Raw genomic sequence first — 12,002 nt, 5'->3', positions numbered from 1 at the left:
TCGAGTGACATACCCGCCGAGTGTGCACACGGCGCCGGAGCACGAGCGGGCACAGCCGCCCGTGGCCGCGACCGTACCCGCTCCGTCGCAGCGCGGCGTTCTGTCCGTGACGGCCGACAAGGTGCGGGCCGCGGCCACCACCGAGCCGGGCAGGCTCCAGATCATCGGGGCCGTACTGGCCCTGCTCGTCGTCGCGTTCGGGGCGGTGACGGCCTTCGAGATCGCCGACCGGGCGTCCGCCGCCGACGACGTGGTGGGCCGCAGCCAGCCGCTGAGCGCCGACGCGGCGGCCATCTACCGCTCGCTGGCGGACGCCGACACCGCCGCCGCAAGCGGTTTCCTGGCCGGGGCGCAGGAGCCGCGCGATGTCCACGACCGGTACGAGAAGGACATCCGGGAAGCGTCCCGCCTCCTGGTGAAGGCCGCGGCCAACACCGACGCGTCGACGAAGTCCGGGCAGGAGATCACCACGCTCAACGAGCAACTCCCCCGGTACACGGGTCTGATCGAGCGGGCCCGCGCCGGCAACCGGCAGGGCCTGCCGCTGGGCGGCGCCTACATCCGGTACGCCAATCAGCAGATGAGCAAGGTGCTGCTGCCGGCCGCGGAGCGGCTGTACGCGGCGGAGACCGGCCGGCTCGGCGAGGACAGCGACTCGGCCAGGGCCTGGCCGTTCTTCTCCCTCGGGCTCGGGGTCGTGGCGCTGACCGGGCTGGTCTGGGCGCAGCGGCGCAACTACCGCAGGACGAACCGGGTGTTCAACCACGGCCTGCTCGTCGCGACCGCGGCGTCCACGGTGCTGCTGCTGTGGCTGGCGGTGGGGCACACGGTGGCGCGGGCCGAGCTGCATGCCGCCGATGTCAACGGGCAGCAGTCCCTCGACGTCCTCAATCACGCGCGGATCGACTCGCTGAAGGCGCGCGCCAATGAGAACCTCACTCTGGTCGCCCGCGGCGCCGTGCTCACCGCGGACGGCAGGAACGACAAGTACGAGACCGACTACAACACGAACATGAAGGCCCTCGGCGAGGAGCTGCGGAGAGCCGGGAAGCTTGCCGACGACGACCAGGGGAGCGGACCGGTGGCGAAGGCCGTCGACGCCGTCTCCGAGTGGCAGGGCCGCCACCGGACGGCCCGCTCGGCCGACGACGGCGGCGACTACGAGGGCGCGCTGACGCTGATCATCGGTCCGAAGGACTCGACGGGTGAGTCCTTCGAGCGGGTGGACGACGCGCTGAAGCAGGCACTCGCCCATGAGCAGGGCGAGTTCACCCGGGCCGCGAAGAACGGGCAGGGGGCGCTGGGCGGGCTGCCGACCGGGGCCGCCGCGCTGGCAGCGCTGGCCGCCGTGGCCGCGATCGTCGGAGTCAACCGCAGGCTCTCGGAGTACCGGTGAGAGGGGGAGCGATGACCAGGAAGGGCGCGGGCCGGTGGTCCGCCCGCGGCAGGCTCCGCGGCTGGGGCGGGGTGACGGGCATGGCCGCGGCCTGCGCGATGACGGCCGCGCTCACCCTGCTGCCGCTCTCCCACGGCGGCGCCGAGGTCCTCGGCGGGGATGCCGCTGGGCCGGGCACCGCTCAGGCCGTGCAGATCACGGCCGACAACTGCACGGACCCGGAGGCGAGCCTTCCGCCGTCTTCCGGCAGCGGTCCGAACATCGAGAAGATCAAGAAGCGCGGAAAGCTGATCGCGGGCGTCGACCAGAACAGCTTCAGCTGGGGGTACCGCAATCCGGCGGCCGGCGAGGGCAAGGACAAGCTCGAAGGCTTCGACATCGATCTGGTGCGGGCCATCGCCGAGAACATCCTGGGCGACCGCGACGCGGTGATCTTCCGGGCCATCCCCACCAACCAGCGGATCGCCGCCCTGGAGAACGAGAAGGTCGATGTCGTCGTCCGGACGATGACCATCAACTGCAGCCGGCTCAAGCAGGTCTCGTTCTCCACGGCCTACTTCCAGGCCGGGCAGCAGGTCCTCGCACCGAAGGACTCGACGATCACCGGGTTCGACAAGTCCCTGACCGGCAAGCGGGTCTGCACCGCCGAGGGCTCCACCGCGTACGAGGCGCTGGAGAAGCAGTCGTTCGGCGCGGTCTTCAAGGACCCGCACGACGGCACCGAGGCGGACGAGGACCAGCTCACCGTCCCCAACCAGCTGGACTGCCTGGTGCGGCTGCAACTGGGCGAGGTCGACGCGGTGGTCACGGACAACGCGCTGGCAGCCGGCCAGACCGCCCAGGACCCGGCGGTCGAACTCAAGGGCGGCAAGCCGTTCACCACCGAGTACTACGGCGTGGCGGCGAAGCTCGGCGCCGACGATCTGGTGGCCCGGGTCAACCAGGTGCTGGTCGACTACCGCAGGGGTGGCGCGAACAGCCGCTGGATGCAGTCGTACCAGCGCTGGCTGGAGGACGGTCTGCCGGGGATGAAGTCGCCGCCGGCCCCCAAGTACCGGAGCAACTGACGCCGGGCCGGCCGGGTGGGCGCAAGGGAGCGGACCCGCCGGAGAGACAGTGGTACTGATCCTGCCGGGGCCCGTCCCGGCAGGAAGAGCGGAGAGGTGATCGATGGGCGTCGCGGGCCCCTTTCCCGGCCAGGCGGCCGGGCCCCCCGTCCCGGTCATGGACCGGGACGAGGCGGACCGTGCGCTGGCCCGGCTCGGCGCGGAGCACGAGGCGATCGAGACCTCGCTCCTCGCCCTCCAGGACCATGCGGGCCGCCGGCTCCTGGAGGGCGCCGAGCTGACCGGTGTCACCAGGGAGCGCTGGGCCTCGACCGATCAGGCGATCACGCTGCTGTGGGGGTATTTCGACGCCTACTCGGGGGCGCTCGCCCAGGCACGTGCGGTGCGGGCCCGCCGCCGCTTTCCCAACCGGGACGACCTGGTGGCCCTCACCGAGCTGCTGCGCGGCCAGGGCGTCACCGTGGCGCACGCGGCGGCCCGCCCCGATCCCTCGGTCAACGGCCCGGCGAAGCTCTCCGAGCGGTTCACGCTGGAGGAGCTGGTCGCCCGGATGAACGAGCTGTACGCCCGCTCGCTGGACATGGTCGTCGCCTCCGACTCCGTATGGTCCGCGCTGCCCGCCCGGATAGACCTGCTCGCCGCAGAGCTGCACCGCACCCGTTCGCTGGCGCACTCCGTGGGGGTGCGGCCCGGTGAGCACCCGGCGGGCGACGACCTGGAGGCGATCACCCACGAACTGGCCACGCTCCGGGTGCAGGTGATCTCCGATCCGCTCGCCTTCTGGCTGTCCGGACCCGGCAGTTCGGCGCCCGGCGGCGGCCGCCCCGACACGGCGCGCTACGACCGGGCGGCCCGCGCCCTGGACGACGTGCGCCGTGAGATCGAGGCGGTGCTCGCGGTCCGGCAGGACGCCGAGCAGCGCCTGGTCCAGCTGCGCGACGTCCTCTCCCGCGCGGACCGCACCCTGACCGAGGCCCGCGCGGCGCGCGGCGAGGTGCTGGCGAAGATCGCGGCCTCCGAGGTGCCGGCGGTCAGCGGCCCGGCGACCGTGCTCCAGGAACGGCTGGTCGCCGCTTCGGAGTACCGCAGACGTGCCCAGTGGCACCGGCTGTCCCCGCTCCTGGAGACGCTGGAGCGGGAGGCCGAGGAGGAATTGCTGCGGGCCCGCGAGTCGTTGACCGCGGTCACGGCCCCGCTGGCGGTGCGGGCGGAGCTGCGCGGCAGGCTCGACGCGTACAAGGCGAAGGTCGCCCGGCACGGTCTGGCCGAGGACCCGCTGCTGATCGAGCGGTACGACGCGGCGCGTCGGATGCTGTGGAGCGCGCCGTGCGATCTGCGGGTCGCCGGACAGGCGGTGCTGCGCTACCAGGAGGCGGCGGCCGAACTGCTCTCCCAGCACCGGGCGCCGGGGCCGGAGGACCGGCGATGACCACAGGTGCACGCAAGGCGGAAGGGCCGCTTCGGCGGCGGGGCGATCAGGGGGACCGACGATGAGTACGCAGTGCCAGCGCCCCGCGTGCGAGGGCAGTTACGAGGACATGGGCGGCGGTGAGCTGTACTGCGACACCTGCGGTCTGGCTCCGGTGGTGTCACCGGTCGAGCGGGGCCGGGAACCCGGGGACGGGATGGTGAGCTCGCCGCCCACCGGAATCGCGGTCGCCGGCGCGGGCAGCAGGAGCGGTTCGTGGTCCTCTTCCCGGGCGTCCTCGCGTTCGTCCCGCTCCTCCCGCTCGTCGACCTCCCGGCGTTCGGTGTCGGGGCGGCTCTCGCGTTCGCTGTCCGGCTCCGCCACCGCCCCCTCCGTCTCGGTGCGCTCCTCCGGTTCGTCCTCGGGCGCCTCCGCCCGGAGCAGGCTGGGTGTGGGCCTGGTGCAGGTGCCGGACGTGCCGCGTCCCGATCCGCGCTCGGCGGTGATGGAGAACCCCGAGGTGCCCGAGCGGAAGCGGTTCTGTTCGCGGTCCGACTGCGGGGCCCCGGTCGGCCGCTCCCGCGGTGAACGGGTGGGCCGCACGGAGGGGTTCTGCACCAAGTGCGGTCACCCCTACTCGTTCGTGCCCAAGCTCCGCGAGGGCGACATCGTGCACGGCCAGTACGAGGTGGCCGGCTGTCTGGCGCACGGCGGGCTCGGCTGGGTCTATCTCGCGGTCGACCGCGCGGTCTCCGACCGCTGGGTGGTGCTCAAGGGCCTGCTCGACACCGGTGACCAGGACGCCATGGCGGCCGCCATCTCCGAGCGCCGCTTCCTCGCCGAGATCGAGCACTCCAACATCGTCCGCATCTACAACTTCGTCGAGCACCTCGACCAGCGCACCGGTTCGCTCGACGGCTACATCGTGATGGAGTACGTCGGCGGAAAGGCGCTCAAGGACATCGCCAACGAGCGCCGCACCGCCGCCGGAAAGCGCGATCCGCTGCCGGTGGAGCAGGCGTGCGCGTACGGCATCGAGGCGCTGGAGGCGCTCGGTCATCTGCACAGCCGCAACCTGCTGTACTGCGACTTCAAGGTCGACAACGCGATCCAGACCGAGGACCAGCTGAAACTGATCGACATGGGCGCCGTCCGCAGGATGGACGACGACGAGTCGGCCATCTACGGCACGGTGGGGTACCAGGCGCCGGAGGTCGCGGAGGTCGGCCCGTCGGTCGCCTCGGACCTGTACACGGTCGCGCGGACGCTCGCGGTGCTCACCTTCGACTTCCAGGGCTACACCAACGTCTTCGTGGACTCGCTGCCGGACCCGGACAACATCGAGGTGTTCCGGTCCTACGAGTCGTTCTACCGGCTGCTGGTGCGGGCCACCGACCCGGATCCGGCGCGGCGGTTCGCCTCGGCGGCGGAGATGGCGGAGCAGTTGACGGGTGTGCTGCGCGAGGTGGTGTCGCTGCAGACGGGACGGCCGCGCCCGGCGCTGTCGACACTGTTCGGTACGGAAGTACGGGTCACGGACACGCAGTTGTTCCCCGAGCTGACGGACGATGTGTCCCGGCTGGGGGCCCGGGGCACCGCGTCCGGCCGCTCCGGGCGTCGGGGCGGGACGGGAGGCGCCGCCCCGGCCGCGGTGCCCGCCGCGCCGGGCGTGCTGCCCGCGGGCGCCCCGCCCGTTCCCGGGTACGCCGAGCCGGGGGCCGGTGCGCTGACCGCGCCGCCCACCCATGTCCGGGCCGGCGGCGCGCCGGCCCGAAGCGGCGAGTCCCTCGCGCACACGCAGGCCCGGGCCGCGATTCCGGGCCCGCGGGTCCCGGTCGGCGCCCCCGGCGCGCCGTCGGGGCTCCCCGTTCCGGACGGCCCCCGGCCGACCGGGCTCGACGTACGGTCCACCTCGCTCGCACTGCCGGTGCCCCGGGTCGACGCGAGCGACCCCAACGCGGGTTTCCTGGCCGGGCTGATGACCACCGCCCCGTCCGAACTGATCACCGCGCTGAACGCCGTGCCCGTGGCCTCGCTGGAGACCCGGCTGCGTGAGCTGCGCGCCCGCCTGGAGATGAACGAACTCGGTGCCGCGGGGCGGACCCTGACGGCACTGGAGGGCCAGTACCCCGACGACTGGCGGGTCGTCTGGTGCCGCGGTATCACCTCGCTGGTGACCGGTGACCACGAGAACGCGGCGCTCTCCTTCGACGCGGTGTACGACGCGTTCCCCGGCGAGCCGGCGCCCAAGCTGGCGCTGGGGATCTGCGCGGAGGTGCTGGGCCAGCTGGACAACGCCGCCGAGTACTACCGGCTGGTGTGGACGACCGACCCGAGCTTCGTCAGCGCCGCCTTCGGGCTGGCCCGGGTGCAGATCGCCGCCGGGGACCGGGCCGGGGCCGTCGGGACACTGGAGTCGGTGCCGGAGGCATCGATCCACTACACGGCGGCCCGGGTCGCCGCGGTACGTGCCCGGCTGCGCGGGAGGGCCCCGGACGAGCCGCTGATCGCCGATCTGATGGCCGCCTCCGACCAGGTCTCCGGGCTGGCCGGTCTCGGGCTGGACGCGGTGCGCCGGGAGCAGTTGTCGACCGAGGTGCTGGGCACGGCGCTCGACTGGGTGCTCTCGGGCAGCCCCGGGGCCCGGTCGCCCGCGCCTGCCGGGCCGACCGGGCCGAGAACGCTGCTCGGCAGTGAGCTGGACGAGCGGGGCCTGCGCTTCGGGCTCGAGCGTTCGTACCGGGTGCTCGCCAGGCTTGCGGAGCCCGGCGATGAGAGGATCGAACTGGTGGAGCGGGCCAACCGTTTCCGCCCCCGGACGTGGGTGTGAAAATGTCGCAGAAGCCCCAGGGGACCGCCCTGTCGAACTGTCCCGGCTGCGAGGAGCCGCTGGAGCCGGGAGACCTGTTCTGCGGTGCGTGCGGGTACGACCTGTCGGCCGTGCCCGCCGCCCCGCAGGACCACCCGACGATCGCCCTGAACGTGCCGGCAGAGAGCGGTACGGAGGCCGGCGCGGCGGAGGTCCGCTTCGACCGGCGGGACACGTCGGACGAACCGGCGGAACCGGGTGGACCGGCCGGGTCCGGCGGGTCGGCCGGATCGGGAGCGCCGGGCGAGTCCGGGGACTTCGAGCTGGCCGCGCCCGCGCCGCCGGCCGCCGCCCCGGCGTCCGCGCCCGACCCCCGTACGCCCGCCGCGGAGCCGTTGGCGGCCACGCCGCCGGCCGGTACCCGGGTGTGCGTGGCCTGCCGGGCCGGAAGTGTCGACACCGACGGCTACTGCGAGAACTGCGGTCACGCCCAGCCGCGCGAGCGCGACCACATGGAGCAGGAGCTCGGTTCGGTGGCCGCCGTCAGCGACCGGGGGCTGCGCCATCACCGCAACGAGGACTCGTTCGCGGTGTCGACCACCGCCCTGCCCGACGGTTCATGGGCCGTCGTCGCGATCGTCTGCGACGGCGTCTCATCGGCCAGCCGCCCCGACGAGGCGTCGGCGGCCGCCGCGAGCGCGGCCAACGAGGCGCTGCTGGAGTCGCTCCCGCGCGGCATCCATCCGCAGCAGGCGATGCACGAGGCGATCCTCGCGGCCGCCGAGGCCGTCAACGCGCTGGCGCAGGAGCCCGGCCGGGCCATGGAGCACGAGCGGCACCGCCACCAGAACGCCCCGGCGTGCACCCTGGTCGGCTCGGTCGTGGCGGACGGCCTGCTGGTCGTCGGCTGGGTCGGCGACAGCCGTGTCTACTGGGTGCCCGACGACCGCGCCAACCCGCCCGCCCGGCTGACCGAGGACGACTCCTGGGCCGCGCAGATGGTGGCGGCGGGGCTGATGAACGAGGCCGAGGCGTACGCGGACGAGCGCGCCCACGCCATCACGGGCTGGCTCGGCGCCGACGCGTACGAGCTGGAACCCCACACCGCTTCCTTCAAGCCGGACCGGTCCGGTCTCGTGGTCGTCTGCACGGACGGCCTGTGGAACTACGCGGAGTCGGCGGCCGAGATGGCCGCGGCGGTGCCGGCCGACGCGCACCAACGGCCGCTGCACGGCGCCCAGGTGCTGGTGGGGCACGCGCTCGACGGCGGGGGCCACGACAACGTAACAGTGGCTCTGCTGCCGTTCGCCGTGGAGCCGCAGGGGGCAGGATCGGCGTGCGGTACGCCGTGAGTCCCGTTCCGTAACGCTTGGTTCCCGTTCCGACCGTCCGCCGCGCGACCGCCGCCTTCGCCCGTTTTTCTTCCCTCACAGCTGTCTTCATCCGACACCTGGAGTCCCAAGGAGCCGACCAGATGGCCAACTTCGCCAAGTCGAACGTGCCGCAGTTCTCCGTCGAGGTGTACCAGAACGAATATCTGCCGGAAGGCGGACGCGAGGTCAACGCGATCGTCACGGTCACTTCGACCGGGGGCGGCACCACCGGCGGGGTCCCGCTGTCCGGTGCGGGCGTGACGCCCGCGCGCGCTTCCGGACAGGCACCGAGGGCCGCCGTGGTGATCATGGTCGACTGCTCCGGTTCGATGGACTATCCGCCGACGAAGATGCGCAACGCCCGCGACGCGACGGCCGCGGCCATCGACACCCTGCGCGACGGCACCTCGTTCGCGGTCGTCGGCGGTACGCATGTCGCCAAGGAGGTCTACCCGGGCAACGGCCGGCTCGCCGTGGCCGACGCGCGGACCAAGGCCCAGGCGAAGGAGGCTCTGCGCGCGCTCGGCGCCGGCGGCGGTACGGCGATCGGCACCTGGCTGCGGCTGGCCGACCGGCTGCTCGGCGCGGCCGACGTGGACATCCGGCACGGCATCCTGCTCACCGACGGCCGCAACGAGCACGAGGCCCCGGAGGACCTGCGGGCCGCACTCGACTCCTGCGCGGGCCGCTTCACCTGTGACGCCCGCGGTGTCGGCACCGACTGGGAGGTGAAAGAGGTCACAGCGATCGCCTCCGCGCTGCTCGGCACGGCGGACATCGTCGCCGACCCGGCGGGGCTGGCCGCCGACTTCACGCGGATGATGGAGAACGCGATGGGCAAGGAGGTCGCGGATGTGGCGCTGCGGCTCTGGACGCCCGTCGGGGTCGAGATCAAATTTGTGAAACAGGTCGCACCGACGGTGGTCGATCTGACAGGCCGGCGCACCGGGGCGGGCCCTCGCGCAGGGGACTACCCCACGGGTTCCTGGGGCGACGAGTCCCGCGACTACCACGTGTGCGTGCAGGTGCCGCAGGCCGGGATCGGGCAGGAGATGCTGGCGTCCAGGGTCTCGCTGATCCTCCCCGACCCGTCGGGCGGGGCTCCGCAGACGCTTTCGCAGGGCCTGGTCAGGGCCGTGTGGACCGAGGACATGGCGGCGTCCACCTCGATCAATCCGCAGGTCGCGCACTACACCGGCCAGGCGGAACTGGCACAGGTGATCCAGCAGGGACTCGATGCCCGCAAGTCGGGAGACTTCGACGGCGCGACCGCGAAACTGGGCCGCGCGGTGCAGCTGGCGTCGGCGTCCGGAAACGAGGACACTGCGAAACTGCTTTCGAAGGTGGTGGACGTCGTGGACGCGGCGACCGGTACTGTGCGACTGAAGGCCAAGGTCGCGGACGCCGACGAGATGACACTCGAGACGCGCTCGACCAAGACCGTTCGCGTCAAGAAGTGACCACCGAGCCGTACAGCGAAAAGTACAGAGCCGCATAGTCGAACCCCCCGGCGGAATGCTCCGCCGGGGGCGAAGAGCAGGAAAAATACGCCGGCCCCGGGGCCGGCCCAGGAGAGGGGGAAGCGCCGACATGCCGACCTGCCCGAACGGACACCAGTCGGGTTCCGATGACTGGTGCGAGGTCTGCGGCCATCGCATGACCGGCGCGGGCGCGCCTGCGGGCGCGGTCCCCCCGCCGCCGCCTCCGCCGCCCGCGCCCGGACACGGCTACCCGCCGGGCCCGGGAGCCGACGCGACCCAGCAGGCGGAGCTCTGCCCGCAGTGCCGCACGCCCCGCGAGGCGATGGCGCCGTTCTGCGAGGAGTGCCGCTGGAACTTCCTCACGAGCACCGCGACGTCGTACACGCCGCTGGCCCCGGCCCACGGCGTACCCGGCCCGCCGCCCGGCCTCAATCTGCCGCCCGGCTTCCAGGCACACCGGCCGCCGGCCCCGCAGCCGAGCGATCCGTTCGAGTACCAGGGTTCGCGGCCCTCGCAGGTGAACCGCCCGGCCGAGCCGCTCTCCGCCGGACCGGGAAACCCTCCGGGTCCCCCGGCGCCGGGACCGGGCCCGCAGGTGCCCCCGGCCCCCGGCCCGCAGTCGCCCCCGCCGCCGTTCCAGCAGGGTCCGCCGCCTCCGCCGTCCTTCCAGCAGCAGTCCGCGCCGCCCTCGCCGTTCCAGCAGCAGTCCGCGCCGCCGCCGTTCCAGCAGCAGTCGGCGCCGCCCGCCCCGCAGCCTCCGGCCCCCCAGCCTCCCGCGCCGCAGGGACCGCAGCCTCCGGCCCCGCCGCAGGGGCCGCAGGGTGGCGACGACGACTGGATGCTGTCGCCGCCGTCCCGCACCCAGCCCCCGCAGCAGCAGCCGGCCCCGTCGCAGCAGGAAGAGCCGCCGTTCCCGGGGCAGGGCCAGAACCAGCCGCCCGCGAGCTGGACCGCGGTCATCGCCCCGGACCGTGAGTACTTCCTCGCGATGATGCAGCGCAGCGGCCCCGAGGCGACCGGGCTGAACCTGCCCGCGTACTCCCCGGAGCAGCAGCTTCCGCTCTCCGGCAACCAGATCACCGTCGGTCGCCGCCGGCAGAGCACCGGCGAGTCCCCCGACATCGATCTGTCCGTGCCGCCGGAGGACCCGGGCGTCTCGCACCAGCACGCGGTGCTGGTGCAGCAGCCCGACGGCAGCTGGGCCGTGGTCGACCAGAACTCCACCAACGGCACCACGATCAACGGCGCCGAGGACCCGATCCAGCCCTATGTCCCCGTCCCGCTCCAGGACGGCGACCGGGTGCACGTCGGGGCGTGGACGACGATCACGATCCGCCGGGACTGAGGTCCGTCGGCTGATCCGCGTCACACGGTGGGCAGTGGCCAGGCGTACGGCCCCTCGGGGTCGTCCAGCCAGGCCCACTGCCGCCCGTCCCGGACGGTGATGCCGAACCTCTCCCGCTCGGGGCGCTGCTCGCGCCGCCAGAGGGAGAGGGCCTCGTGCGGATCGAGGGAGCCCTCGGTCAGCTCCAGCATGAACCGGAAGAGATCGTTCTCACTGAAGCGCCTCGGCACCGTGCCGGTGGGCGGGCGCCGTGCCGCCCGCCCCGGGGTGCCGCGCAGCGGTACGAAGTAGGCGGCCGTGTGCAGGAACCGGCCCTCGGCGTATCTGCCGTGTGCCCCGTCCTGTACCCGCAGCGCGATCAGTCCGGTGGCGAACGGGGCCAGTATCCGGGCGCCCGGTACGCACTGCTCCAGCCAGGGCTGCGGTACGCACGACAGGGTGCAGGTCGCGATGATCCGGTCGTACGGACCGCGCCGGGGCCAGCCGCGGGTCCCGTCCCCGGTGATCACCGTCGGGTGGTACCCGGCCGCCGCCAGGTGCCTGCGGGCCGACTCGGTGATCTCCGGGTCGAGGTCGACGGTGGTCACCGCGTCGTCGCCGAGCCGGTGGGAGAGCAGCGCCGCGTTGTAGCCGCTGCCCGCGCCGATCTCCAGGACCCGCTGGCCGTCCTGTACGTCCAGTTCTTCGAGCATCCGGGCCATCAGCGAAGGCTGGCTGCTCGACGAGATCAGTTCACCGTCCTTGATCCGGGTGGCCAGCGGCCCGTCCTGGTACGCCCCGCGCAGCCAGCGGGCCCGCCGGACCGGGTCGGGGTCCTCGCACCACAGGCGGTCGTAGCCGCCGGCCACGAAGTAGTACGGCACGAACAGATGGCGCGGCACCTCCTCGAAGGCGGCCCGCCAGTCGGGATCGCCCAGCGCCCCGCCGGCCACGATGGAGCGCACCATCGCCCACCGCTCCTCGGCGGCGGCCACGGCGAACCGGTCGGTGTGTGCGTCCATACCTCCACCTTCCTGCGCCGAGGTCCCGGGGGCCAGGAACCCGGGCGGGCGAGCCGTTGATCTGCCGGGAGCCGCCGGGAGCTGCCGGGTGGTCCTAGGCCCCCGGTACTCGGCCGGTGCGT

General features: G+C 73.2%; 8 protein-coding genes. 7 read left to right on the top strand and 1 reads right to left on the bottom strand.

Features of this window, described 5'->3' with window-relative positions; all coding sequences use genetic code 11:
* Positions 1-4 precede the first annotated feature (4 nt).
* The 7 genes from IE107_RS29605 (at position 5) to IE107_RS29575 (ending at position 10,879) form a co-directional block, all read left to right on the top strand.
* Positions 5-1,396 (top strand): GlnX family signal transduction membrane protein, encoded by a 1,392-nt coding sequence (locus tag IE107_RS29605; protein WP_373302525.1) that lies wholly within the window; start codon positions 5-7, stop codon positions 1,394-1,396.
* 11 nt (positions 1,397-1,407) lie between these two features.
* A complete protein-coding gene (locus IE107_RS29600) occupies positions 1,408-2,463 on the top strand; it encodes a glutamate ABC transporter substrate-binding protein (RefSeq protein ID WP_189547426.1) in 1,056 nt (351 codons plus the stop codon).
* Between the two features lie 103 nt (positions 2,464-2,566).
* Positions 2,567-3,892, top strand: a complete 1,326-nt coding sequence (locus IE107_RS29595; RefSeq protein ID WP_189547425.1) for a hypothetical protein — start codon at positions 2,567-2,569, stop codon at positions 3,890-3,892.
* Between the two features lie 61 nt (positions 3,893-3,953).
* The gene (locus tag IE107_RS29590) at positions 3,954-6,701 is read left to right on the top strand and encodes a serine/threonine-protein kinase (RefSeq protein WP_189547424.1); all 2,748 of its coding nucleotides are present in this window, start codon (positions 3,954-3,956) and stop codon (positions 6,699-6,701) included.
* Positions 6,698-8,032, top strand: a complete 1,335-nt coding sequence (locus IE107_RS29585) for a protein phosphatase 2C domain-containing protein (protein ID WP_189547423.1) — start codon at positions 6,698-6,700, stop codon at positions 8,030-8,032. The genes IE107_RS29590 and IE107_RS29585 overlap by 4 nt, the downstream gene beginning before the upstream one ends.
* A gap of 122 nt (positions 8,033-8,154) precedes the next feature.
* Positions 8,155-9,513 (top strand): vWA domain-containing protein, encoded by a 1,359-nt coding sequence (locus IE107_RS29580; protein WP_189547422.1) that lies wholly within the window; start codon positions 8,155-8,157, stop codon positions 9,511-9,513.
* Between the two features lie 130 nt (positions 9,514-9,643).
* Entirely contained in the window at positions 9,644-10,879 is a 1,236-nt protein-coding gene (locus tag IE107_RS29575; protein WP_189547421.1) for an FHA domain-containing protein, read from the top strand.
* Between the two features lie 20 nt (positions 10,880-10,899).
* Here the strand turns inward: IE107_RS29575 and IE107_RS29570 are convergent, their stop codons facing one another.
* Positions 10,900-11,880: a methyltransferase domain-containing protein gene (locus IE107_RS29570; protein ID WP_189547420.1), complete on the bottom strand. Its 981-nt coding sequence runs from the start codon at positions 11,878-11,880 to the stop codon at positions 10,900-10,902.
* Between the last annotated feature and the right edge of the window lie 122 nt (positions 11,881-12,002).

The sequence above is a fragment of the Streptomyces gelaticus genome, assembly GCF_014649535.1.
In the GTDB taxonomy this organism is placed as follows: Bacteria; Actinomycetota; Actinomycetes; order Streptomycetales; family Streptomycetaceae; genus Streptomyces; species Streptomyces gelaticus.
The sequence above is the reverse complement of the archived record's forward strand: the minus strand, read 5'-3'. Positions and strand labels throughout refer to the sequence as shown.